The organism is Streptococcus sp. NLN76 (genome assembly GCF_015686645.1).
GTDB lineage: Bacteria > Bacillota > Bacilli > Lactobacillales > Streptococcaceae > Streptococcus.
Map to the genome: position 1 here is coordinate 1 of NZ_JADPMS010000029.1, position 26624 is coordinate 26624.

The 26624-nt window shown below is 43.9% G+C and carries 20 protein-coding genes; 15 read left to right on the top strand and 5 right to left on the bottom strand.

Annotated elements, in window-relative coordinates:
- The 5 genes from I1A59_RS06425 to I1A59_RS06445 form a co-directional block, all read right to left on the bottom strand.
- A partial coding sequence (locus I1A59_RS06425) for a transposase (protein WP_196091962.1) occupies nucleotides 1–499 on the bottom strand: 499 nt, incomplete at its 3' end.
- A 173-nt stretch (nucleotides 500–672) separates the two neighbouring features.
- Nucleotides 673–1887 (bottom strand): aminoacyltransferase, encoded by a 1215-nt coding sequence (locus I1A59_RS09685; RefSeq protein ID WP_196091963.1) that lies wholly within the window; start codon nucleotides 1885–1887, stop codon nucleotides 673–675.
- Between the two features lie 6 nt (nucleotides 1888–1893).
- Nucleotides 1894–3105: an aminoacyltransferase gene (locus I1A59_RS09690; RefSeq protein ID WP_196091964.1), complete on the bottom strand. Its 1212-nt coding sequence runs from the start codon at nucleotides 3103–3105 to the stop codon at nucleotides 1894–1896.
- Complete coding sequence (gene yidA, locus I1A59_RS06440) at nucleotides 3105–3914, bottom strand: sugar-phosphatase (RefSeq protein ID WP_196091965.1); 810 nt, start codon at nucleotides 3912–3914, stop codon at nucleotides 3105–3107. Before yidA ends, I1A59_RS09690 begins: the two co-directional genes overlap by 1 nt.
- Nucleotides 3911–5221 carry an HD domain-containing protein gene (locus tag I1A59_RS06445; RefSeq protein WP_196091966.1) on the bottom strand — a complete coding sequence of 437 codons (1311 nt, stop codon included), beginning with the start codon at nucleotides 5219–5221 and terminating at the stop codon, nucleotides 3911–3913. Before I1A59_RS06445 ends, yidA begins: the two co-directional genes overlap by 4 nt.
- A 192-nt stretch (nucleotides 5222–5413) precedes the next feature.
- Between I1A59_RS06445 and I1A59_RS06450 the strand changes: the two genes are divergently transcribed.
- From I1A59_RS06450 to I1A59_RS06520, 15 genes are all read left to right on the top strand, one after another.
- Complete coding sequence (locus tag I1A59_RS06450) at nucleotides 5414–6346, top strand: thiamine pyrophosphate-dependent dehydrogenase E1 component subunit alpha (RefSeq protein ID WP_196091967.1); 933 nt, start codon at nucleotides 5414–5416, stop codon at nucleotides 6344–6346.
- On the top strand, nucleotides 6339–7307 hold the full coding sequence (locus I1A59_RS06455; protein ID WP_196091968.1) for a transketolase C-terminal domain-containing protein: 969 nt from the start codon (nucleotides 6339–6341) through the stop codon (nucleotides 7305–7307). Before I1A59_RS06450 ends, I1A59_RS06455 begins: the two co-directional genes overlap by 8 nt.
- Nucleotides 7297–7695: a DUF1934 domain-containing protein gene (locus tag I1A59_RS06460; RefSeq protein ID WP_196091969.1), complete on the top strand. Its 399-nt coding sequence runs from the start codon at nucleotides 7297–7299 to the stop codon at nucleotides 7693–7695. The genes I1A59_RS06455 and I1A59_RS06460 overlap by 11 nt, the downstream gene beginning before the upstream one ends.
- Nucleotides 7696–7908: 213 nt before the next feature.
- The gene (locus tag I1A59_RS06465) at nucleotides 7909–10602 is read left to right on the top strand and encodes a cation-translocating P-type ATPase (RefSeq protein WP_196091970.1); all 2694 of its coding nucleotides are present in this window, start codon (nucleotides 7909–7911) and stop codon (nucleotides 10600–10602) included.
- A 236-nt stretch (nucleotides 10603–10838) separates the two neighbouring features.
- On the top strand, nucleotides 10839–12047 hold the full coding sequence (locus I1A59_RS06470; protein WP_196091971.1) for an ATP-binding protein: 1209 nt from the start codon (nucleotides 10839–10841) through the stop codon (nucleotides 12045–12047).
- Between the two features lie 210 nt (nucleotides 12048–12257).
- Nucleotides 12258–13286: an adenosine deaminase gene (gene add / locus I1A59_RS06475; RefSeq protein WP_196091972.1), complete on the top strand. Its 1029-nt coding sequence runs from the start codon at nucleotides 12258–12260 to the stop codon at nucleotides 13284–13286.
- Nucleotides 13287–13318: 32 nt separating this feature from the next.
- A protein-coding gene (prfB, locus tag I1A59_RS06480) for a peptide chain release factor 2 (protein ID WP_196091973.1) occupies nucleotides 13319–14414 on the top strand; the annotation gives its coding sequence in 2 pieces (ribosomal slippage) (nucleotides 13319–13390 and nucleotides 13392–14414; 1095 coding nt in all).
- Nucleotides 14415–14528: 114 nt separating this feature from the next.
- On the top strand, nucleotides 14529–16979 hold the full coding sequence (locus I1A59_RS06485; RefSeq protein ID WP_196091974.1) for a helicase C-terminal domain-containing protein: 2451 nt from the start codon (nucleotides 14529–14531) through the stop codon (nucleotides 16977–16979).
- A 5-nt stretch (nucleotides 16980–16984) separates the two neighbouring features.
- On the top strand, nucleotides 16985–18217 hold the full coding sequence (locus tag I1A59_RS06490; protein ID WP_196091975.1) for an FtsW/RodA/SpoVE family cell cycle protein: 1233 nt from the start codon (nucleotides 16985–16987) through the stop codon (nucleotides 18215–18217).
- 11 nt (nucleotides 18218–18228) lie between these two features.
- Entirely contained in the window at nucleotides 18229–18783 is a 555-nt protein-coding gene (locus tag I1A59_RS06495; RefSeq protein WP_196091976.1) for a DJ-1 family glyoxalase III, read from the top strand.
- Nucleotides 18784–18859: 76 nt separating this feature from the next.
- Nucleotides 18860–19441 carry an HAD-IA family hydrolase gene (locus I1A59_RS06500; protein WP_196091977.1) on the top strand — a complete coding sequence of 194 codons (582 nt, stop codon included), beginning with the start codon at nucleotides 18860–18862 and terminating at the stop codon, nucleotides 19439–19441.
- Complete coding sequence (gene gyrB / locus I1A59_RS06505; protein ID WP_196091978.1) at nucleotides 19434–21383, top strand: DNA topoisomerase (ATP-hydrolyzing) subunit B; 1950 nt, start codon at nucleotides 19434–19436, stop codon at nucleotides 21381–21383. The genes I1A59_RS06500 and gyrB overlap by 8 nt, the downstream gene beginning before the upstream one ends.
- A gap of 88 nt (nucleotides 21384–21471) precedes the next feature.
- Entirely contained in the window at nucleotides 21472–23199 is a 1728-nt protein-coding gene (ezrA, locus tag I1A59_RS06510) for a septation ring formation regulator EzrA (protein WP_196091979.1), read from the top strand.
- Nucleotides 23200–23255: 56 nt separating this feature from the next.
- Nucleotides 23256–25028, top strand: a complete 1773-nt coding sequence (locus I1A59_RS06515) for a glycerophosphodiester phosphodiesterase (protein WP_196091980.1) — start codon at nucleotides 23256–23258, stop codon at nucleotides 25026–25028.
- Between the two features lie 640 nt (nucleotides 25029–25668).
- Nucleotides 25669–26624 (top strand): ISLre2 family transposase (locus I1A59_RS06520; protein WP_196091981.1); only part of this gene is annotated, 956 nt, incomplete at its 3' end.

Genomic DNA, 26624 nt, shown 5'->3' on the forward strand with positions numbered 1-26624 from the left:
TAGCACGGTAATGGGCATTGTAATCCGAACCTTCTTGCTTCCCATAAGTTGTAAAATGAGTTGAATCGACATCAATGATAAGATTATCCAACTGATGAAATTGTAAAAAGAGTTGGATTAGTTCAAAATTAAGCTGTCTTAAAGCCTCAACAGTTTCTTCCGTTGCACGTGAAAAGAAACGTGACAGGGTTGATTGAGAGGCAACTTGTTTCGACTCTAGCAGCTGATAGAAATAAGCATCATCTTTCAATTCTTGACAGGCATAGTCTGTATCATGACCCGCTAGAATTTGAAAAATGAGTTGGATAACAATCATTGTGTCTGAGTAAAGAGGGGAATGGCGTTGATCATTAGTGACTAAATATTTGGAAATTAACTCAGCCAGCTTCAAGACCTCAAACAATTCTTTAAAGAGAATCAGTCCGCCATAATTCGTAAGATTTCCTCCCTCAAAAGAAAAATTCTTGTTTTTAGCATTATTATTTGTTAGACTGAACATGTGGATTTCCTTTCTTTTTGTGATTTTGCTTTCACTTATATCATAAAGGGGAAATCCTTTTTTGTCTAGTCGAATGTTTCACCCAATGGGTGAAAAGCAGAATCTTCCAGAAACCCTGTGATCAATACGGTTTCTGGAAGGTTTTTAAGTTAGGTATGAATAATTTGGGAGTATTATTTTCTACCTAAAATGTTCTTAATCCCTTGTAGGACTTTTGCTTTGAATGGGAATGGGTAATAGATGAAGGTTCCTGCTTTTTGGCTAATATAGCCATTGAAGTTTTGTTTGAAACGGAGGACTCCATCCTGTCCATCAAATTGGCCCATGATTCCCAGGAGGTTGTAGTGTGCAATTCCTCTTTTAATGGCTTCCTTCATCACATATTCTTGTAGCAATGCTGGAGCGTAAAATTTGTTAAATTCCGGATAGGAACCAGAGAAGAGGTAGACGGTTTCTTCGGGCATATAGAGGAAGAGGGAGGCGGCCAAGAGTATATCTTCAGAACCGTACTTCTCAATGAAATCTTGTGCTTCAGCTAGCCTTATATCAAAGGTTTTAAGCTGTGAGTTGAATTCACGTAATTGGTTATCTCGTTTTGTACTGGCTGGTCTTTCTTCCAATTTTGCAATTTTTTGAGCTAAAACCTGCTGCCCTTTTTGGATTTCCTGTGCATATTCTTGGAAATTAAGGAAGGCTGCCATAAACTCAGCTCGATCTCCAAAGCTATCAAAGAAATATTCATAGTAGGAGAGCTCTTTGTCTGAAAAATCACGACGGCTAGAAGTCGCTTCGGTTACCTCTTTAAAGAGAGGGAGTTCATCTCTTGTAAGTGGGCGAAGTTTGATTCCAAAAGTGTTGGCTTTTTTCACAAGGGCCTTACCATTTTTGGTGAAGGAGCTCAGAAGTGATTGTTCATCCAAACCGCTCAAGTCTTTTAGGTAAACCCAATTAGGAGCAGAAGCAGTATAGCCAGTTTTAAAACCTTGAAATTGAAAACCTAGATTTTCTAGTAATTCCAATTCAGCTCTGTTTTCCGAACCGATTGCTTCTCCATCTGTGGTGTATTCTTGATAAGAAGTGTTTGGAAAAATGATGAGTTCCAAAACCCCTTTTTTCTTGGCGTAGGTTTGAAGTGCTTGATAGAATGATGTTAGACCTGAAGGTTCTACGACCAAGGGACCTAAGGTAATTTCCATATGAAGGCCGCCCGTCATAGGCATGGTTTGAACCATGGCAGCAACTTGGATTTGATTGTTTTCTTTATAGGCTAAGAATTCAATCGTGTAGCCTCGTTTTTCCAGGAGACTAGCCATTTGTGGACTTTGCATGTAAGAACGCTTTTCAATATGAAGCTGTTCAAATTCTTGGGGAGTTATCGTCTCTAACATGAAATTTTACTTCCTTAATTTTTTTCGAAGTTTAAGTGCTAAGTTTGCAACTGGATAAAGAGTGCTAGTAGGTAGATCAAATTCTCCAACAAATTCTTCGATGACAGGAGAAAGATTTTTCTTAAAGTTATAAAGGCCACCGTCAAGACTGTTTTCTACTCCCCCCATGTTATGCCACTTTTTTCCACGATTGAAACTGTGTAGGGCAGTCTCATACCAAGTTAATAATGGTGCTTGGTAGCGCGCAAAATCGTCGTTCATTCCGGCATAAATATTTTCCGCTGTTGGGCCATATTCAAGGGTGAGGGTTCCTGAAATTGCGACGAGATCTCCGTGGATTTCTTGCATTTGTGTTAGGAAATCAAGTTCAGATTGGAGTCGTTTTTGGTCATCTTGGTTTTGTAGCGATTTGTTGGACTGGTTATTATTGTCAAATTTTTTTGCTTCTTCTTGTTTTTTGTGTAGTTCTTTTTCTAAGAGTTTTTTACGTTCTACAAGATTCAATTGAGCTATCGTGATGAAGGCGTCATTACCATACGTTGTGAGAAGTTTCTGGTAGTAGTCTTTCCCTCGTAAAGAAATATTTTTCCGATCTTCTGTTCGCTTCATGAGGTCGGAGAAGGCGTCTAGTAATTCTTCACCTCCAAATACAATTTCCAATCCCTTGTTGCGAGCGGTACGGATGTTCTGTCGGGTACGTTTTGCTAAGTGTTCTTCGCCGAAGTAGCCTTTGTAGATATTTGCATGAAAGCGGGGTTGGATTGTATCGCTGATATCTTGGGTTGGGCCAGTCCATTTTGCACCAGCTGTCTCAAGATGCTCAATAGCTGTTTGAGTGAGTGGGTCAGCCTCCAAGCTCCCATCGGGAAGCGTCTTACTGAGGAAGAGGCTAGGGTCTATTTTGGCAAAAATAGCTTTGTGTTCTTTTGCTCGTTTTTTGAGGGTTTTCATGACGAAGGTCACCAAGTTTTGATTTTGATAATCCATTATTGGGCCGCGCGGGACATAAAGCATGGTGAGTCCAAGTGGAAGCGGTCGAATTAAAACGAGTGCGGAAGCCACAAGGGTTTCATTTTGATCTAGGAAAATCAGCCGTTCACTTTTCCAGTTATCTTTAATAATGGCCCACGAACTACTTTGAAGAAGGTTGGCCTGGGGGTGCTGGCTGACAAACTGATCATATTCTTGGAGATCAGAATTGATTTTACAGGTATACATTAGTCCAATACCCACTTTCTAATGGCGTAGGCAACGCCGGATTCTTGATTGGATTTGGTGATGTGTTTGGCGATTTTTTTGACGTTGGGATTGCCGTTTTCCATGACGACGGGGTGGCCGACGACTTCTAGCATGGCGAGGTCATTTTCCTCGTCCCCGATGGCCATGGTTTGGTCCATTGTTAACCCTAGCTCTTGAGCCAATTGTTGGATGGCCCGCCCTTTATTGGCGCTTTTTTTAAGAATTTCTAAATAAAAAGGAGTGGATTTGACGATGGTGAAGCGGTCGTAGAATTCCGCTGGCAACTTGGCAATGGCAGCATCGAGTATTTCCGGTTCATCAATATACATGGTTTTGATGATTTTCTTGCCCTCCATTTCTTCTGGTGTTCGGTAGAAGATGGGCATGTTGACCAACTGGGATTCATGGACGGTGTATTTGCCGATGTTGCGGTTGGCAGTGAAAATCCCTTGCTTGGTGATGGCGTGCATGTGAACGCCAAGAAGGCGGGAATAGTACTCGATGTCCAGATAGTCTTGATAGGTTAGGATGTCTTTGACCAGCTCTTGGCCAGTCGCTGCGTCTTGTACGAGCGCGCCATTGAAGGTGATGACATAGTGTCCAGGTTTGTTGAGCTCCAGTTCTTCAAGTAGGTGGTGAACCCCAGCAACAGGACGGCCAGTGGCAATGACCACTTGAACTCCGGCCTGACTCGCCTCAAGGACGGCTTCTTTGACTTCTTTTGTGATTTTTTTATCGGGTGTGATTAAGGTTCCGTCGATATCAACGGCCACTAATTTGATACTCATTCTTTAGGTTCTCCATAAATAAAGCTATCGTTTTGAATGTAGGATTGGAAGGTTTTTCCTTGAAAGGAAAAGAGATCATTCTCGCCCATCATTTCCTTAGGGAAATAAAAGCGATGGTCTCCGTAGCGGGTACCGGTCAAAGCCTGAACCAAAGGGGATAGGCTAGACAGTTCTCTCAAGCTACCGTCTTTTTGCAGGATTTCAATTTGAGTCTTAGACCGGCCTTCATCAGGACGGTAGATATCGTAAGGCAAATCGAAATTACGATGGATAGCGGTGTAATAAAGGGGATCAAATCCAACCTCTTGAACCAAGTCACGAAGTACTTGGAGATGCTCTTCATCCTCTTTTTCAAAAAGAATGGACTTGAAAACACGACGGTTAATGACACGCTGGGCCAAGTCTGAAAGAATCTTATCGGGACTAGTCATCCAGGATTGGAAATAGGTGGACAAAACTCCATCGTCTAGTGCCAAATAATCCTCCAAACTAACTTCTTCCTGAAAGAAAGGGAGGAGGCGAGGGGAAGAGTAGGCAAAGTAATCCCGATACTCCGGGAAAATCTTCCGAGCTCGCTCCAAGAGTTTGTGGAGCAGGACTTCCATAGCGCGTGTGGCAGGATGGAAGTAAATCTGCATATACATCTGGAAGCGGCTGACAATATAGTCCTCCACTGCATGAAGGCCATTCCGACGAAATGCGATACCATTGGACACCGGCTCCATGACGCGGAGAATCCGCGTTAAATCAAATTCTCCATAGTGAGTGCCAGTGAAATAGGAATCCCGTAAAAGATAATCCATCCGATCGACATCAATTTGACTGGAAATGAGCTGGACCACCTGCTTGTTTGGATAAGTATGATCAATAACACTGGCCACTTTCTCCGGAAAATCAGGGGCTACCTGAAGAAGTATCTGGTGAACCTGACTGTCTGGATCCAGGATAATGCGTTGCGTCATTAGCTCATGGTCGGTATGGAAGAGCCCTTCGAACGTATGAGAATAGGCACCATGTCCGACATCATGAAGCAAGGCAGCTGTCATGGTTAAGAGGTTTTCCCCTGAATTCCAGATATCCGGATAGGATTCCGTAAAATTTTGCGTGACTTGACGTGCTAGCTCATAAGCTCCAAGACAGTGTGAAAAACGGCTATGTTCTCCTCCGTGAAAGGTAAAACTGGACGTCCCCAGTTGTTTAATCCGACGTAGCCGTTGAAATTCCCTGCTGTTAATTAATTGGTAAATAATAGGGTCGTTCACATGAACATAGTTGTGAACAGGATCCCGAAAAACCTTTTCAATCATAGCAACATTTTACCATAAAATCAGCGATTCCACTATTTCCGCTTGATGTAAAGGTCAGCATCTTTTGAAAACTGTGTGAGGAGTTGATTGCTCTTAGGGATCTATCAACAGTCCAAAGTATCTCGATTTGGGAAACCATACTTATTTTGATAAAATGGGGATATGAAAAATCAAAAAGGGGATGATCGGTCAATGAAATGGGCAAAAGAGACCATTCTTTCGTGGTATGAAACAATGGTTAAGATTCGTCAATTTGAAAATATCCTCGATGATTACAACAATCAAGGGAAAATCTATGGGACTACCCATTTATACAATGGGGAAGAGGCTATTGCAACAGCCATCTTGACCTTGGCTGATCGAGGAGATTATACCCTGTCCACACACCGTAATCATGGTCATGCCATTGCTAAGGGATTATCAACGAAGGCCATGTTTGCGGAGATTTTTGGTCGGGAATCAGGGATCAACCGGGGGCGGGCAGGCTCCATGCAGATTTCTGATTTTTCCAAGGGGTTTATTGGGGGGAATGGCATCGTTGGTGGAAACTTCCCCATTGCGCTTGGTTTGGCCAAGGCACTTCAGATGGATCAGAAGAATCAGGTGGTCCTCTGTTTTTCAGGGGATGGAGCGACTAACCAAGGAACTTTCCATGAAAGCCTGAATTTGGCTAGCGTCTGGAAGTTACCGATACTCTTCATTATTGAAAACAATCAGTACGCCATGTCTTCCTATACGGATCATATGACTGCTGGAGACATTGTTAGCCGGGGACAGAATTATGAGATGAAGAGCCTCAAGATCAATGGACAGGATATTTTTACGGTCGCAGAGGCCTTTTTACAGGCGCGTCAAGTTCTTAAAGATGGACCTGTCCTCATGGAGGTGACAACCTATCGGTTCAGAGGCCATTCTCGGTCGGATAAAGAAGACTATCGCACCAAGGATGAGTACTTAAACTACCAAGATCCAATTGTGGCTTTACGCGACTTCATTCTAATTGAAGGCTACCGGACTCAAGATGAACTCGCTTTTATGGAAGAACGCATTTATCAAACTTTAATGGAGGAAGCTGCAGAGGCTTATGCCAGTCCTGCAGCGGGGTGTGAGGTCGAAAATGAATAAGGGAAGACAGCTCAGTTTTTTGGAAGCCATCCGAGAGGCTCAAGAACAAATCCTCGAGAGGGATTCACGAGCCTTTGTTTTGGGAGAAGATGTGGGTGTATACGGTGGTGGATTTGGAGCAACCAAGGGATTGATTGAAAAATTCCCAGACCGTGTTTTGGAAACGCCCATTTCGGAAGCAGCCATGACAGGGGTAGCCATGGGGTCGGCCATTTTAGGAAAACGTCCGATTATGGAAATTCAGTTTTCGGATTTCTTGACGGTTGCGATGGACCCACTCGTCAATCAAATTGCCAAAATTGCCTATACATCTTGTGGGACCATGACAGCTCCCGTGGTGATTCGGGCGGCCTCAGGAGGAGGGACTGGAGCAGGCACCCAACATTCCCAAAGTTTGGAAGCTTGGTTTGCCCATGTTCCGGGCTTGCACGTTGTCATACCCAGCAATCCCTATGATGCCAAAGGCTTGCTGATGGCGGCTGTGGCCAGCCCAAACCCTGTCTTGGTTTTGGAACCCAAATCCCTTTATAGGACAGTAGGAAATGTTCCCGAAGAGCCTTATGAAGTAGACTTGGGCAAGGTGAAGGTATTACAAGAAGGAAATGATCTAACGATTATTGCCCTTGGAGCCATGCTTCCACTAGTTCAGGAAGCCCTTGAGGGGCTTCCTTATCAGGTGAACCTGGTGGATCCTGTAACAGTCAGTCCGCTAGATCGCCACGGCTTGTTGGAAGTGGCTATGAAAACAGACAAGACACTAGTTGTAACCGAGAGTTATGGAGATTTTGGAGTAGCTGCAGAAATCATGGCCTCTTTAGTGGAACTGGGCTATCGAGGACGTCTGAAACGTCTGACTAGCCTGTTCAGCCCCATCCCTGCGGCCCAAAGTTTGGAAAGCCAAGTTCGACCAAGTGTCGACACCATTCGTCAAACCATCGAGGAGTTTTACCGTGAAGATTGAAATTACCAATTACATTCAGGTTGGTGACCAAAAGGAAGTGGTCCATCAAGCCTATGAGGCCGAGCAACGCCAAAAAGGAGATTTTACCTATTTTCTATATAAAAATGAAGAGGGGGAGAAGGTGGTTCTCAAGTTTAAAGAGGATGAGTTGGTCATGACACGTTTTAGCACCCCCCAGTCCATTATGCGATTTGTGGATCAGAAGCAGGTACCAGTAGGGGTGCACACGCCGATGGGCCTGCAACAATTTATTAGCCAAACGGATTCGATGCAACTGGATATATCAGCCCAGACCTTGATCATGTGCTATCAGCTTTTATCAGCTGACGGGGAATCTGTTTTTGCCGAGTATGACTTTCGTTTGACTTGGACGGATGAGGGGGAATAGCTCTTTTGTCCTAAGACTTTTTCTGCATGAGCCTTGCCATTCTTCTTTTCATTTGATAAAATACTATAGAAATCAAGGGAGTAGCTAACGGTTTCAACCGTGTCAAGGTCGTCAATCCGAAATTCATTTCCGGCCTTGGATGAAATAGCGAGACTTGTTCAATAAAACAAGTCTCTTTTTGTTTGCCAAAAAGAGACTAGAAAGAGGAGAGTTTTGTCAAAAGAACAACAAAAAGTTGCTTTTTTTACTAAGAGCCCCGAAGAAACCTTGAGTTTGGTTGATTCCAAGCAGGAGGGATTGACGAGCGCTCAAGCTAAAGAGCGTTTGGAACAATTTGGTGCCAATGAGTTGGATGAGGGCCAGAAGAAGACCTTGCTGCAGAAATTCCTAGAGCAGTTTAAGGATTTGATGATTATCATCCTTTTGATCGCGGCGGCCTTGTCCGTGATTACTTCTGGTGGGCACGACATTGCGGATGCCCTTATTATTTTAGCCGTAGTTGTCATTAATGCCATGTTTGGGGTTTACCAAGAAGGGAAAGCTGAAGAAGCAATTGAAGCTCTTAAAAACATGTCAACCCCTGCGGCGCGTGTTTTACGTGACGGTAATGTAACGGAGATTTCTTCTAAGGAATTGGTGCCAGGAGATATCGTTCTGCTTGAAGCAGGGGATGTGGTGCCTGCAGATATGCGCCTTTTAGAAGCCAATTCGTTAAAAATTGAAGAGGCGGCTCTGACAGGGGAGTCTGTCCCAGTTGAAAAGGACTTGTCAGTAAGCCTAGCAGAAGATGCAGGTATCGGAGATCGGGTCAATATGGCCTTCCAAAACTCCAATGTAACTTATGGACGTGGTACCGGGGTTGTTGTTAATACCGGTATGTACACTGAAGTAGGTCACATCGCTGGCATGTTGCAAAATGCAGACGAGACTGCAACACCGTTGAAAGAAAACCTCAACCAGTTGTCTAAGTTCTTGACCTTTGCGATCTTGGGAATTGCAGCAATAACCTTCCTGGTTGGTGTCGTCTTCCGTGGTCAACCTTGGTTGGAAGGATTAATGACAGCAGTAGCCTTGGCCGTTGCGGCTATTCCAGAAGGTTTGCCAGCCATCGTAACGATTGTCTTGGCACTTGGAACGCAAGTTTTGGCCAAACGGAATGCTATTGTTCGGAACTTGCCAGCGGTTGAAACCCTTGGTTCAACTGAGATCATTGCCAGTGATAAGACCGGTACCTTGACCATGAACAAGATGACGGTTGAAAAAGTCTTCTACGACGGCGAATTGCATGACTCTAAAGACGAGCTTGCGCTTGGATTAGATTTACCAGTTCTTCGTTCGGTTGTCTTAGCCAATGATACTAAGATTGATGCGGATGGAAATCTTATTGGAGATCCAACTGAAACAGCCTTTATTCAATATGCCTTAGACAAGGGCTTTGACGTAACAGCTTACTTGGAAAAATTCCCACGGGTAGCTGAGTTGCCATTTGATTCCGATCGGAAACTCATGTCTACCGTTCATCCTCTGGAAGATGGACGCTTCCTTGTAGCGGTCAAAGGAGCTCCTGACCAATTGCTTAAACGTTGTGTCAGCCGTGATAAGGCTGGGGAAATTGCTCCAATTGATGAAGCAACCAGTCAATTAATTGCCCAAAACAACTCGGCCATGGCTAAAGAAGCCTTACGGGTTCTGGCAGGTGCCTATAAAATCATCGATGCCGTTCCAGAAGAGTTGACTTCTGAGAACCTTGAAAATGACTTGATCTTCACTGGCTTGATTGGAATGATTGATCCAGAACGGGCTGAAGCAGCAGAAGCTGTGCGTGTAGCGAAAGAAGCTGGAATCCGTCCAATCATGATTACTGGAGACCATCAAGATACAGCAGAAGCGATTGCGAAACGTTTGGGCATCATCGATCCTGCAGATACAGAAGATCATGTTTTAACAGGGGCTGAACTGAATGAGATGTCTGATGAAGAATTTGAAAAAGTTGTTGGTCAGTATTCGGTTTATGCGCGTGTCTCACCTGAGCACAAGGTGCGGATTGTGAAAGCATGGCAAAACCAAGGTAAGGTTGTAGCCATGACAGGGGATGGGGTCAACGATGCGCCAGCCCTTAAAACAGCCGATATCGGTATCGGAATGGGGATTACTGGTACAGAGGTTTCTAAAGGAGCATCTGACATGGTTCTTGCGGATGATAACTTCGCAACCATTATCGTGGCGGTTGAAGAAGGTCGGAAGGTTTTCTCCAATATCCAGAAAACCATTCAATATCTCCTTTCTGCCAATACGGCTGAGGTCTTGACCATCTTCTTGGCAACCCTCTTTGGATGGGATGTTTTGGAACCCGTTCACCTCTTGTGGATTAACTTGGTTACTGATACCTTCCCAGCAATTGCCCTTGGGGTTGAGCCGGCAGAACCAGGTGTCATGCAGCACAAGCCTCGTGGCCGTAATTCCAGCTTCTTCTCTGGTGGGGTACTCAGCTCCATTATCTACCAAGGTATTCTTCAAGGACTCCTCGTCTTGGCAGTTTACTGGTATGCCATTCAAAATCCAGTACATTCTGGATATGAAGCGATTCACGCCGATGCCTTGACCATGGCCTTTGCGACCCTTGGTTTGATCCAATTGGTACACGCCTTTAACGTTAAATCTGTTTACCAATCCATCTTTACGGTTGGACCATTTAAGTCTAAAACCTTTAACTGGTCCATCGTTGTTTCCTTCGTGCTACTGGCAGCTACAATTGTTGTGAAGCCTTTGGAAAAAATCTTCCACGTAACAGAACTGAACTTGGAACAATGGACTGTTGTCCTTATTGGAAGTGTTCTCATGTTGGTGATTGTTGAAGTGGTGAAATGGATCCAACGCCGGATGGGTCTGGATAAAAACGCTATTTAAGAAAATTTGAACGAAGAAAGCAGTGGTCAGTTCCTTGAGACAGGATCTGTTCACTGCTTTTTGTAATTTTTCAACTAGAATCTCAGACTATTTGCTAGACTTCCTGAGATTCTAGTTGAAAAATTGGAAGTATACTTCCAAAAAGTCTAAGAATGAACCGAAATTGGAAGTATACTTCCAAAAAACACAGAAAACGGGTATAATTGGAAGTATACTTCCAATTAAGGGGGATGAAAATGTATCAGAGATTGTTTTATTTAAAAAAAGTGCTGGATTTTAAAGATACTGATTTTATTAAAGTTATAACTGGGGTTAGACGGTGTGGGAAATCGGTCCTACTCATGCAGTATAAAGATTATTTATTAGAGTCAGGGATTAAGGAGGAGAACATCATCTATCTAAATTTAGAAAGTTTTGAAAATCAATTAATCACTACAGCAGAGGAGTTTAGAGAGACTATTTTGAATGCAATCCCTAAAAATAATGATCCATTTTATGTATTGGTGGATGAAATTCAATTTGTTGAGGGATGGCAAAGGGTTATCAATGGATTGCGGGTTAGTTATAATTGTGATATTACGATAACAGGCTCCAATGCCAAGTTGTTATCTGGAGAGTTGGCTACCTTAGTGAGTGGCAGATATGTAGAGATTGAAGTCTATCCTTTTTCCTTCAAAGAATTTCTGGCTGTGAAAGGGATTGATGAAAAATCGAGAGAGGTTGATATTGCTTATAGAGAGTATGAAAAGTATGGTGGATTTCCAGGTGTTGTCTTATCGAATGAATACTTAAAAGAGAGTATCCTCTCTGGGATATATGATTCTATTTTATTAAATGATATTGCAACAAGGGGAAGAATCAGAGATACTCAGGTGCTTAAAAATATCGTTTCGTATTTAGCGGATAATGTTGGCCAACTCGTTAACCCTAGTAAAATTGTTAATGTATTAAAAAATGAAAAAATCGAAGTTTCGAACCATACAATGGTCCGGTATCTGGAACTATTAAGAGTCGCATTTCTATTTTATGAAACAAAGTCTTACGATATTAGAGGAAAGGCTCTTTTAAGGAACAATGCAAAATACTTTATGGTTGATAATGGGTTAGGAAACCACGCTGTTAGTTTTAGCAATAGTAATCAAGGGAATCGATTGGAGAATATTGTTTTTGTGGAATTATTAAGGAGAGGCTATAAGGTCAATGTTGTAAGATTAGATGACAAAGAGATAGATTTTATTGCCAAGAAAGGTGAGGTGGTTGAATATTACCAAGTTGCCTACCAAATTCCAGAAAATAGTCATGAAACAGATCATTTGTTGTTAATCAAAGACAACTTCAAGAAAACCTTGATAACGGGGAGGTATGAAGGAGTGAATGAGATTGATGGGATTAAGGTTGATTACATTGTTGATTGGCTCATGAATGAGGAGAGCGTTAGTGAGTGATTACTAGAGGTTGGTTTCCTTATGGCATTTGCATACTAGATTTCAAACGATGATTGTATCTGATTTATTCGTAAAAACACGAATCTTTTAAGTTTATTGAAAGTAGAAAGTGTGGAATTTATGCTCTTTTTGGTAAAAATTTTAGAAAAATCGTTGACGAAAAATCAGAAATATCGTATGATAGGAAAAATCTACCTGAGAGGATGAATCATGGAAACCTTATTGAATCTGCCCAAAGTGGAACTCCATTGTCATTTAGATGGATCTGTTGATCTACATGCTTTAAGCCAGCTTTACCAACTAGAAGGTCTTACTAAAACCGAGGAAGACCTTTTGAAGGAGGCGGTAGCGCCAGCTACTTGCTTGAACCTAACGGAGTATTTACGGTGTTTCCCTGTGACCACCAAAGTCTTGGCATCTGAAAAAGCCATGATGATTGCGGTGTTGAGTGTGGCGAAGCAGGCTGCTGCAGAAGGTGTTCGTTATTTGGAAATCCGTTTTTCGCCCGATTTTATTCAGACAGCTGATTTCAGTATGGAGCAAGTGGTGCAAGCGGCTATTGAGGGAGTTAAACTAGCGCAAGCGGTTTATCCTATTCGTCTGGGCTTGATTCTCTGTATGATGCGGGGACGGTCTGAGGAAGTGAATCGTCAAGTTCTGGGCTTGGCAGAGAAATACCTGGGTCAAGGCGTTGTAGCCCTGGATGTGGCCGGTGATGAAAGTAAGTATCCGATGCCCCTTTTTAAAGAGTTATTCCTCGAAGCCCGAGCTGCGGGTATTCCTTTTACAGCTCATGCAGGAGAAACAGGAAATCTCGATAATGTTCTGTGGGCTGTGGATTATGGGGCAAGACGCATTGGCCACGGGATTGCCTTGATCAAGGATTTGTCACAGGCGGAGGATTTGAAGTCGGCAGGAATCTTGCTGGAGATGTGCCCGATTTCCAATTTGCAGACAGGAGCTTCTGTATCTTGGGAAACCTATCCCTTTGGGATCTTCCGAGAAACGGGTCTGGCCGTTAGCATCAATACCGATAACCGGACGGTATCCTCTAGCAGTTTGACCCAAGAATTTGGCACCTTAGATGCTCAAGTGGGTTCCTTGACGGTGGGGGATGTTTACCAGATTACCCGTGATAGTGCCCAGGCAGCCTTTTTGCCGGAAGGGGACAAGCTAGCCTTACTGGATGAGTTGGATCAGGCCTATCAGGCCTTTGACCTAAAGGCGTCTTTACGTTAAAATAGGATGAAGAATCTAGAGGAGGATGCACAATGGACAATGCAGAAATTCGGCAGCGTTTGGCTGCCAACCGTGAAAAAATAACATCTTTTAGGGGGTCTCTTTGACTTAGAGGCTTTAGAGGAAGAGATTGCGCAATTGGAGCACCAGATGACCCATCCTGATTTCTGGAATGACAATCAGGCGGCGCAGAAGGTGTCTCAAGAATTGAATGAGCGTAAACAAACCTATGAAAATTTCCATCAAATGGAAGAGTTGGCGGACGAGTCCGAATTACTTTTTGAATGGTTGAGCGAGGATGAGAGTCTTCAGGAAGAGTTGCTAGAGAAATTGGCAGATTTAGAGCAACGGATGACGCAATATGAGATGACCTTGCTTCTGTCCGAGCCTTATGACCATAACAATGCCATCCTGGAAATCCATCCCGGTTCGGGTGGAACAGAGGCCCAGGATTGGGGAGATATGCTGCTGCGGATGTACACCCGTTTTGGCAACGCCAATGGATTTAAGGTTGAGACCTTGGATTACCAAGCTGGGGATGAGGCTGGCATCAAGAGTGTGACCCTGTCCTTTGAAGGCCCAAATGCCTACGGCTTGCTCAAGTCTGAAATGGGCGTTCACCGCCTTGTTCGGATTTCTCCCTTTGATTCTGCCAAACGCCGCCATACCTCCTTTACATCCGTAGAGGTCATGCCAGAGTTGGACGACACCATCGAGATTGAAATTCGTGATGATGAAATTAAAATGGACACCTTCCGTTCTGGAGGGGCCGGTGGACAAAACGTCAACAAAGTATCGACCGGGGTTCGGTTAACCCACATCCCAACTGGGATTGTAACCCAGTCCACCGTAGACCGGACCCAGTACGGGAACCGAGACCGAGCAATGAAGCTCCTCCAAGCCAAACTCTATCAACTGGAGCAGGAGAAAAAGGCAGCTGAAGTCGATGCCCTAAAAGGAGATAAAAAAGAAATAACCTGGGGTAGCCAGATCCGCTCCTATGTATTCACTCCATATACCATGGTGAAAGACCACCGTACCGGTTACGAAGTAGCCCAGGTGGATAAGGTTATGGATGGGGACTTGAATGGCTTCATGGATGCCTATCTCAAGTGGAGGATCCAATAATTCTATAACTCTGAGGAAGATTTGTCGGGACATCCTAAAAGCTCTGACAAACCTTCCTTTTTTTGGATAGGATGATGGTCTTTCATGTGATATAATTTAGACACTATGAAAAGGATGAATCAGAAGTATGCCATCGTGGATATTGAAGCCACCAATCCGGGTAATCAGGCCAAGATTATTCAGGTGGGGATTGTCCTCTTAGAGAATGGTGAAATTGTACAGAGTTATCAAACGGATGTGAACCCACAGGAGGTTTTGGATCAGCATATCATTGAGTTGACGGGGATTACAGACCAACAATTAGCACAGGCACCGCTTTTTAGTCAGGTGGCTGGGGTGATTTATGATTTATTGGAAGATGCTGTTTTCGTAGCCCATAATGTGACCTTCGATGCCAATCTATTGGCTGAGGCCTTGTTTTGGGAAGGGTATGAGTTGCGGACTCCGCGCGTGGATACGGTAGAATTGGCTCAAGTTTGTTTTCCGCGCTTCCAACATTACTCTCTGGGGAGTTTGTGTCAGGAACTGGAGATTCCTTTAGAGAATGCCCACACTGCTTTGGCGGATGCCCAGGCAACGGCAGAGTTACTCTTGGTTTTGATGGAGCGAATTCAGGGGCTTCCCAAAGGTTTGGTGGAGCAACTGTGGAAAAAATCAGATGCCTTGCTCTATGAAACTGGTCTGATTTTCCAAGATTGTCTGGGACAGATGGAGGAAACCTCTGATTCTGCCATCCTGCTGGAGCATGGGCTGTATGTAAGGAAGCCTGTGCGGTCCGCCAGGGGTGAGGTGTCACTGGGAGATTGGCAGGAGAATTTCCGGCGAATTGGTTTAGAAGCTCGTCCAGCTCAAGCAGCCTTGGCCAACTACATTCATGAGACCAAGGGACAAAAGGGTGTTTCTGTCCTCCAAGCAGAGGTAGGCAGTGGGAAAACGTGGGCTTATCTTTTGGGTTTGCTTCAAGATTTGAATCAAGGTCGGCGCTTGCTGGTATCCGTTCCAACGAAGATCCTTATGCAGCAACTGCTGGAGCAGGAGGGTGAACTTCTGTCCCAAACATTTGGTCTGGAATTGCTTGGGGTGAAGAGTCCTCGGAATTTCCTGAGTTTAGATGCCCTCCATGCTTATTTGAAAAAAGCAGATTGGACCAAACGCTCTATTGGTCGTTTTCTGATGCAGCTCTTGGTTTGGTTGGCTGAGACTGAGACCGGTGATTTGGATGAGATTGGTCAAGCTTATCGCTTGGAACATATTCTAAAAGACCTGCGTCACCAAGGACAACTTGGGGAACGGAGCCTGTTTCCGACCTTGGATTTTTGGCGTCGCTTGGAAGGACAAATGGGGGGCTGCCCTATTTTGGTGACCAACCATGCCTTTTTACCCAGTTTGCTGGAGTCTTATCCGGCCTTGTTTTCAGATACTTATTTAGTGCTTGATGAAGCGCAGTCCCTTTTGCGCGGCTTGGAAGAAGCCAATACTCTTAAAATCCCCTATTTGGAATTGGCGCAAAAACTACAAGATGTCGTGGCTACTGAAAAAGAGCCTAAGCGCATGAAATTCTTACAGGAACTGCAAGTTGAGTTGGAGGTTTGGAAGGCACGGCAAGCTGGGAAAAACTATCTGGAGTTGGAGCAGGGGAGTTTGGCAAACATTCAAGGTCTTCTCCGCCGTCTTGGTCTGGAGCGGCTTCCGGATAGTTTCCGCTTTTTCTTTGAAGAAGGGGTGGATTTCTATTTGCGGGGTCGAAAAAATCAGGAGGAGCTTGTTGCGGTTGGCGGGGACTACTTTCAGTTGGGACAAGGCATCGAAGTTTGCCGGCATACCTATCTCATCTCGGCAAGTTTGGACCAGTCTCTTGCCAGAAGCTTGCTCCGCTTAGCTGGAGTTGAAGAGGTGGATGTTGCTTCTTTCCCTGGTCCTAAGTTGGGAAGGCAGCTTGTTTTGACGAGTTCGGAATTCCCAGATGTTAGCTTGATGAATTTTTCGGCCTATGCCAATTTTGTAGGGGCTTGGATTGAAAACCTGTACCCGATGGGACATCCGATGATGGTGGTATTTTCTTCCCGCGAGTTACTAAATCGAGTTGCAGGAACACTGTCAGTTCCTTGTTTGACCCAGGTAGAAGGGCAAGATAACCAAGTCTTGCGGAAGCGTTTTGAACGAGGGGATCATCAAGTCTTGTTGGCTTTGGGCTCGTTTTGGGAAGGCGTGGACTTGAAAAAACTAGATCAAGTGATTCAAGTGATTGTTCGTCTTCCTTTTGCCAATCCTAAAAATATTCTGGTGGATAAGTTGTCTCAGTCTCTTGCGGCGGAGGGGCTCAAACCTTTTGATGATTTTATTCTTCCATTAGCAGGTCAACGGCTCCAACAGATTATGGGGCGTATCAGACGGCGGGAGAATCAGCTGTCGGCAGTTCTCATTTTAGATGGTCGTCTGGCACGAAAAGTCTATGGTCAGGACCTGCAGGAGGAGCTTCGTAAAGCTGGAGAATTGTTGATTCGCCCGCAAGATTTAATTCCTTATGAGATTGCGAATTTTTTTGAACGATATGAAGAAAGTTGAGGTCCATGTTTAGAGAACCATTAAAAATAGATGCCCGTATTGACTACGGGATTTTACTCTATGTTTTTTCCTTATTAGCGATTGGTTTGGCAGCTCTCTATGTGGCTCTCAGTCATGATTATCCAGAGGTGGCTTGGACCATGTTGCTGCAGCAGGGAGCATGGATTTTACTGGGCTTGGTGGTTGGTTTCATTACAATGTTTTTCTCCCAGTCCTTTCTCTGGAAAATGACGCCTATCCTTTATGCCTTAGGGCTTGGCTTGATGGTATTACCCTTGATTTATTACAATCCTGATTTGGTGGCTTCAACGGGAGCCAAAAACTGGGTGTCTATCAATGGTGTAACGCTTTTTCAGCCATCAGAATTTATGAAAATCCCCTACATTCTGATGTTAGCTCAAATCACGGATTGGCTGCATAAACGTCAGCTTGGGGAAGAGCGTACTCTTTGGTTTGATGTGAAAATCATCGGGGCCTTGACCCTCGCCACGCTCCCAGTTTTGGTTCTTTTAGGGCTGCAACATGACCTAGGGACGGCGATGGTTTATTTGGCTATTTTCTCTGGAATGGTCTTGATTGCCAATGTTTCTTGGAAAATCATTTTACCGGTATTTGTTTTCTTTACAGTTTTGGCAGGTGGATTTGTGGCTCTCCTATCGCAAGAGGATGGGCGGGCTTTTCTCCATCAGTTAGGGATGCCGACCTACCAGATTAATCGGATTGTAGCCTGGCTCAACCCCTTTGACTTTGCTCAAACAACAACTTTTCAGCAAGCTCAAGGTCAGATTGCCATTGGGAGTGGGGGCTTAATGGGTCAGGGTTTCAATGTTTCCAATCTACAGATTCCTGTTCGTGAGAGTGATATGATTTTCACCGTGATTGCGGAGGATTTTGGATTGATAGGTGGCTTGGTCTTGCTCTTGTTGTATTTCTTGCTAATTGGGCGTATGGTGCGGATTACCATTCGCTCACGTAGCCCTTTTTATACCTATATCTCTACCGGCTATATCCTCATGCTTCTCTTTCATATTTTTGAAAACATCGGAGCTGTGACCGGGATTTTACCACTGACCGGAATTCCCCTTCCCTTCATTTCTCAGGGGGGATCCTCCATCATTTCGAATTTGATTGGGATTGGACTTATTTTATCCATCGCCTATCAGAATCATTTGCGGGATGAAGAAGAAGGCCGTGTCCGGCCAAAAAGAAGAAAGGTTGTCTTACGACAAACCCTATAAAGGAGACGAATATGAAAAAAATCGCTGTACTCTTTGCGGAAGGGTTCGAGGAAATCGAAGCCCTAACAGTAGTCGATGTTCTACGTCGGGCAGAATTCGACTGCCAGATGGTTGGGCTCCAAGCCCAAATGACAGGTTCCCATGGTATTACTGTGCAGATGGATCAAGTCTGGAGTCCTGAACTGCCCCTCTTTGACTTGGTTGTTTTACCGGGCGGCATGCCGGGAGCCAAGAATCTTCGAAATCATGACGAGCTGATGGCTTGGGTGGCTCAAACAGAAGCCCAAGGAAATTTGGTTGCGGCGATTTGTGCAGCCCCCATTGCTTTGGAAAGAGCTGGACTGCTGGAGGATAGAAACTATACCAGTTATGACGGATTCGACCAAGTAATCCAAGCAGGTCACTACCAGAAAGAAACGGTTGTTCAGGATGGGCGCGTGATTACCAGTCGTGGTCCAGCTTCAGCCTTGGCTTTCTCCTATGCCTTGGTGGATGCTTTAGGAGGCGATAGTCAGGACTTACGCAAGGCCATGCTCTACACCGATTTGTTTGAAGAAAAAATGTGATCTGACCAGCCCTAGAATCCCATTCTAGGGCTTTTTTAGGCTGGCTGACTCCTCTAAATTATGGTATAATTAAGGAATGAAATTTGAGAGTTTTATTTGGGATCTAGGAGGGACTTTGTTAGACAATTATGTCTCCTCCAGCCAAGCTTTTTTACGAACCCTTGAACATGAAGGACGTACTGCTGCGCTAGAAGAAATTTATGCCAGTTTAAAGGAAGCCACAGATGTGGCGATTTTGCGCTATGCGGCTGGTATTCCTGATTTTCGGCGTAAGTACCGCTTGGAAGAAGCCAAAGAACTTGCCCAGCCTGTTTTGTTTCCAGGAATCCCCCAATTATTGGAGGAACTCCAGGCAGTTGGGGCTCAACATTTTTTAGTCTCGCATCGAGACAAACAAGTGATAGAAATTTTAAAAGCAACAGGTATTTTGACCTATTTCACCGAAATTGTCACATCTGATCAGGGCTTTGCACGGAAGCCGAGTCCAGAGGCTTTTCTCTATTTGAAAGACAAGTATCATCTGGAGAACACCTTGGTCATTGGAGACCGCCCGATGGATATGATTGCAGGTCAAAATGCGGGGATGGCAACCTATCTTTTTGATAGTGCCCCTCAGTTAGCCGAGTTTATAAAAAGAGTGGAGGAGTCAGATGGTTGACGCCAAAGATAAAAAGAAAAATGCTCAGGAGTATGATGCCAGCCAGATTCAAGTCCTAGAAGGGTTGGAAGCGGTGCGGATGAGGCCCGGAATGTACATTGGGTCTACATCCAAGGAAGGTTTGCATCATCTGGTCTGGGAGATTGTTGATAATTCCATCGATGAAGCCTTGGCGGGCTTTGCAAAACATGTGCAAGTCATCATCGAACCAGATGATTCCATTACAGTGATTGATGACGGTCGGGGAATTCCTGTCGATATCCAAGAAAAAACGGGTCGCCCTGCGGTTGAGACTGTTTTCACGGTTCTCCACGCTGGAGGAAAATTCGGCGGCGGTGGTTACAAGGTTTCCGGAGGTCTCCACGGTGTTGGTTCTTCTGTTGTAAACGCCTTGTCTACTCAGCTAGATGTGAAAGTTTATAAGAATGGACAAGTTTACTATCAGGAATACCAGCGTGGAGCTGTCGTAGCGGACTTGAAAGTGATTGACCAAACCGATCGAACTGGAACAACGGTCCATTTTACTCCAGACCCAGAAATTTTTACTGAAACAACTGTTTATGATTTTGACAAACTCAATAAACGGATCCAAGAATTGGCTTTCTTGAATCGTGGCTTGGCCATCTCTCTGGAAGATAAGCGGGAAGGGATGGAGCAACGGAAGGACTACCATTACGATGGTGGGATTGCCTCTTATGTGGAATACATTAATGAGAACAAGGACCTTCTATTCGCTGATCCGATTTATACCGAAGGGGAGCTAGATGGAATCACGGTTGAGGTAGCCATGCAGTACACGGGTGGTTTCCATTCAACCCTTATGAGTTTTGCCAATAATATTCACACGCATGAAGGTGGAACCCATGAACAGGGCTTTCGGACAGCTTTGACGCGGGTAATTAATGACTACGCCAAAAAGAATAAAATTCTGAAGGAAAAAGATGAGAATCTGACAGGTGATGATGTGCGAGAAGGTTTGACAGCTGTTATCTCGGTCAAACACCCGAATCCGCAATTTGAAGGTCAAACCAAGACTAAGTTGGGGAATAGTGAGGTGGTGAAGATCACCAATCGCCTCTTCTCAGACGCCTTTACGACCTTCCTCTTGGAAAATCCGCAGATTGCCAAGCGGATTGTCGAGAAGGGAATTCTCGCTTCCAAAGCTCGGATTGCGGCCAAGCGGGCGCGTGAAGTAACCCGTAAAAAATCTGGTTTGGAAATCTCCAACCTGCCAGGGAAGTTGGCAGACTGTTCCTCCAATGATCCGGCTCAAACAGAACTCTTTATCGTGGAGGGAGACTCCGCGGGTGGTTCTGCTAAGTCCGGTCGGAATCGGGAATTTCAAGCTATCTTACCGATTCGTGGGAAAATCCTCAATGTTGAGAAGGCTAGTATGGATAAGATTCTGGCCAATGAAGAAATTCGTTCGCTCTTTACGGCCATGGGAACTGGTTTTGCGGATGATTTTGATGTAGCCAAGGCTCGTTACCACAAGTTGGTGATTATGACCGATGCCGATGTCGATGGTGCCCACATTCGGACCTTGCTCTTGACCTTGATTTACCGCTATATGCGTCCGGTCCTAGAGGCAGGTTATGTCTATATTGCTCAACCGCCAATTTATGGAGTTAAAGTCGGTAGTGAAATCAAGGAATATATTCAACCTGGCCCCAACCAGGAGCAAGAATTGCAAGCAGCACTAGAACGCTACAGTTCGGGTCGTTCCAAACCAACCGTTCAACGCTACAAGGGGCTTGGGGAAATGGATGACCACCAATTGTGGGAGACAACCATGAACCCAGATCATCGTTTAATGGCGCGTGTTTCTGTTGATGACGCGGCTGAGGCAGACCGGGTCTTTGATATGCTGATGGGGGACCGGGTTGAGCCTAGACGAGAGTTCATTGAAGCCAATGCGGTATATTCAACCTTGGACATCTAAAGATTTTTATGATTTCTAGGATTTTCAAGGCAAACTGTGGTATAATCAAGTTTGTTTGTTTACAAGTATTAAATGTAAGGAGTATGGGATGTCTAGTGGGTTGATTATACTGGTCATTGTAATCGTTGTATTATTAATTGTGGCCTATATTGTGGCCATTTTGCTGCGGAAGAGGAATGACACTCTTCTGGCAAAATTAGAAGAAAGAAAAACCGAGCTCTTTAATTTACCAGTCAACGAGGATATGGAACGTGTCAAGAATATGCATTTGATTGGTCAGAGTCAGGTGAATTTCCGGGAATGGCATCAAAAGTGGATGGATATTTCCCTGAATTCCTTTGCAGCTATTGAGACAGATTTGTTCGAGGCCGAGGCTTACAACAATTCTTTCCGTTTTATTAAGACTAACCAAACCATCGGAAGTGTGGAGAGTCAATTAAATTTGGTCTCCGAAGACGTGCAAGCCATTCGTCAGGCGGTTTTGGAATTGGAGCAACAAGAGGCTGAAAATAGTGGGCGCGTGCTCCATGCCTTGGATTTATTTGAGAAGTTGCAAGAAAATATTGACAAGAATGAGAGTCATTATGGACAAGCGCTTCCAGAAATTCGCACACAGATGGAGCAGATTGAGGCAGAGTTTAGCCGCTTTGTGAAACTCAATTCTTCTGGCGACCCTGTAGAAGCGGCAGAAGTCTTGGATAAGACTGAGAATTATATCATCGCTCTCACACAAATTGTGGATGGGGTACCAGCCTTGGTTGAGCAGTTGGAAAAAGATTTGCCGGACCAGTTGGATGATTTAGAAACGGGCTACCGGAAACTTCTGGAAGAAGATTATCATTTTGAAGAAACAGATATTGAGGCTCGATTCCAGCAATTGCATTCTCGCTTGCAAAAGAATGGCAGCAACCTCAAAGCTCTGGAATTGGACAACACCAAATTTGAAAATGAGCTGATTCAAGAAGAAATCGAAGGATTATACGCAATCTTTACCAAAGAAATGGATGCGAAGAAAGAGGTCGACAAGTTGGTCCACAGTTTGCCGAATTACCTTCGTCATACACAAACCAATAACCAGAATCTCTTGGATGAGGCGGAGCGTTTGTCTGTCAATTATATTGTGAAGGAATCTGGTATTCGTCAAATGCACGAATTACAAGGTGAGTTGATCGCCTTGGAAAAATTGGTGATGAGTCGTGTAGACGAGAGTCAGCAAGCAGATGAAATTCCCTTCTCTCAAGTATTGGAAGAATTGGAAGATAGCCGCGAACGTTTGGAAAAAATTGAAGATGTACAAATGGAATTGGGCGATAGCTTGGCTCAAATCGAAAAAGATGACAGTGCGGCTCGTCAAAAAGTCAGCATTGCTGTTAACAAGTTGCATACGATCAAGCGATACATGGAGAAACGCAAGTTACCAGGTATTCCGCAATCCTTCCTAAGTCTCTTCTTCACGGCAAGCCACAATGCCGAAGACCTTCTCAATGAGTTGGATCAAGAGCGCGTGGATGTCGAATCTGTGAATCGCCTCTTGGAGATTCTCAATCAAGATATGGCTGAATTGGAAGCAGAAACCTATACCATTGTAGGGAATGCGACATTGACCGAACAACTCTTGCAATATTCCAACCGTTACCGGTCCTTTGATGACACTATTCAGACAGCCTTCCAAGATGCCCTCTCTATCTTTGAAGAAGAGTTTGATTACCAGGCTTCCTTCCAACGCATTTCTGAAGCTTTGGAAACTGTTGAACCTGGTGTGACGGATCGTTTTGTGAAATCTTACGAAAAAACACGTGAGAAAATCTTATTTTAATAACTAACAATAGGGCTGGAGCCAAGTGTTCCAGCCTTTTTCTTAAGGGAGATAGCATGAAAAAAATCTTTCGGGATGTGGGCCAGGTTCTTCGGGACCTGGGCTCGGATCTTTTGACTTATTTTATTCGGATCGGAATCTTGCAGATTCTGATTGGTCTTGTTGGAACCTATTTATTGGAATTTTCTTTCCGGTTTATCCTCTTTTCGGCAGATCAAGAAAGTTTGCGACTGGATAACCTTTCGAGCATCCTACTGAATCCAGTTAGTCTTTTGGCTCTCATCTTTTTCCTAGTGATGACTGCTAGCTTGATCTTTTTCGAGATGACAGCCTTGTCACTCATGGTTTACGGTGCCTATCAACAGCAGCATTTTTCTTGGCGTGTCATTTTACGTAGTACCTGGACTAGCATGAGGAAGCAGTCTTGGTTGGACCTACCCGTCTTTGTTCTTTATTTGATATCCCTCGTTCCGGTAGCTAATTTAGGTTTTGGTCCCTCATTAACCAGTAAACTCTATATTCCAGCTTTTATCACAGGAGAATTGACCAAGTCGACTTGGGGTAATTTTTTACTACCAGTTCTTTTTCTAGGGTTTGCTTATGTCAACTTACGCCTTATTTTTACTCTCCCTCTAATCTCCTTGGAGCAAGTCAGCATTCGACGAGCTATTCAAGAATCTTGGTCGATGACGAAGACAGGCAAATTGCGCCTTCTAGGAGCCTGGTCCTTGGTTGAGCTTGCCATTGGTTTTATCGTCGCTCTTATTGTACTAGCCACCGTTTTGGCTTCGGTTCTGATGGATCCCTCGGGGCAATCGCTATTTATACAAAGTTTTTTCCTCACCATTATCGAGTGGAGCCTTCATTTCTTTACATTTTTAACAAAGATATCCTTGATAATCTTCCTTTTATGGGAAATTACGGATCAAAATCGGGTCGCACCGACTTTGCAAGCTCATACTGGGCAGGCCACGAGTCGTAAGCTTTTGCTCTATATCGGAGTTGTCCTAGTCTTCCTAGTCTTTATGGCAGCCAGTGGCCTGCAATTAGTCAGCCAGGTTTTGAATAAGGAGCAATTAACCATTGCCCATCGAGGTTTTATCAAAAAAGCCGTTGAAAATTCCCTAGAGGGAATAATGGCTTCTAAGGAAGCCGGTGCAGATCTGGTTGAAATGGATGTTTTGATGACCAAGGACCAGAAATTAGTGGTGATGCATGACTATAATCTGAAACGCCTAGCGGGACTTGATAAACAAGTTGCGGACATGACCTATGATGAGCTGGTTGGACTTCCCTTGGAACAGGATGGGCACAAGGCTAAACTTCCATCTTTTGAGGAATTTGTTCAAGTTGCTAAAGAAAATCAGATCAAACTCTTGGTGGAATTAAAACCGCATGGTTCGGAACCGGACAATTATGTAGACCTTGTTTTAGCAGAGCTCAATCGTCTTGATCCGGAACATACCTATCCTGTGATGTCCTTGAAACACGAAGTCATGCGTGAATTGGAAGATAGGGAACCACAAATTCAAACGGGCTATGTGATTCCCTTTAACTTTGGTGATTTGCAGATTGATCAGGTTGATTTCTTAGCTGTTGAGGAATTCTCTTATTCCGCTCAATTGGTTGAGGAAGCCAAAGAAGCTGAGAAGCCACTCTATATTTGGACCATCAATGAAGACATGGATATGATTCGTTACCTTCAAACACCATTGGATGGTATGATTACAGATTTCCCTGACAAGGTGCAAGCCTATAAAGGTGAGCTCTCACATGAAACCAGTTACTGGGATCGTTTTATGCGCATTGTGGAAGATATTCGGATTTAGCTTGTTGGTAAAGGATGGCGAAATTCCTATCTTTTAAAAAAGATGAGGGTAGGGGCAAGAGTTATCTTCAAGGCTGAAGTCTTATTGGAAGTTGTGCGAGATGGCGAATGAAATTTATGTCATAAATATTGAGCGAAGATATGGGACTCATCTGCAGATACAACACGAAAATAATTAAAAAAGATAGCAAAACCCTTGGGGGAAAAGGGTTTTGCTATCTTTTGTCTTTTTAATACTCATTACACTTCAAAATCTGAATGTGTTAATCCTCTTCGCCGAACCCCTAGTTCTGTCTTCATCGGATTGATGGCAAGCGATGCTTGCTTCATTACCTATAAATTTTAATCCAATTCCTGGATTAAAATTCGTTTCAGATTTCGAACTGTTTCGAGTATAAAGTGATAAACTCAGGGATTACCACGTTAGTGTAAAATAATTCTCGGTAGCCGATTGAAAAAAATAAAAAAGTCCTATATCCTAGGAAGTGCAAAATCAACCCGAAAGGATATAGAACCTATGACTATTGTATCAGAGATTTTCGAGAAATTAAAGGACTGTCAAAATTTATCCGAAGTTGAGGAAGTTTTTTCATTGCTTTTTTTCTGAGTTATTCATAGATTCTCTAAGCCACTGTCTAGAATTGCTGGATAAATTTCTGATTCAGCCCTATTTAGAAGATGGTTGGTCTATTGATCGTTTGGAAGAACGTCAGATAACCTTTTTGTTTGGTACAGTAACTTTTAAACGCCGTCGTCTTCGGAAACAAGGTGAGAAAAGTTTCATTCCTTTAGATAGGGCCTTAGGTCTGGAACCGCGCCAACATTTCAGTCCATTGTTTAAAGAAAAGATAGCTCAATTGTCGACTGGTATGACCTATCGACAAGCAGGGAGATCTGTAGAGCTACTAACCAATCAAACCATTAGTCATCAGACGGTTCACGCGATAGGTCAGAGTGTCGCAGAGAAGATAAAAGAAACATCAGACTCAGAGCTTGATGTATCGGATAAGAAAAAAACAGAAGTTCTTTACATAGAAGCTGATGGGATTTGGATTGGCAGTCAAGAAAAGGGAAAACACCTAGAATATAAACGGGGCTTTATCCATGAGGGAGTTGAGAAGGTAGGTAATCGGAACTGTCTCATCAATCCGGTTTATTTTGGCTGCTTTGGAACGAGTAAAGATTTGTTTGAAGAAATCCGCTCCTATTTGTCTACTCATTATGATTTAAGCCGAACTGTTATCATTGCCAATAGTGACGGAGGTTCGGGCTATGAAGCGGATAAGTTCCAATCGCTTGGAGGACGTAGGAGTCTATTTGAATATTGCTTAGATTCCTACCATGTCATGAAATACATCACTGGTAAGCTTGGTTTTGATAAGTTTCTTCAAAAGGAATTACGACAAGCAGTTAAGGCTTATGATTATGAGCGTGTAGAGCTATTGCTAGATACTACAGAGTCCTATCTTGAACAGGAGGAGCACCTTGAGCGTTTGAGTGAAGTTCGAGCTTATCTAACTCGGAATTGGTGCTGGATTCGGCCACTAAAAGATAGAAATTTGCCAGTAAGTGATGGTGTGGGTGTTTGCGAAAGTGG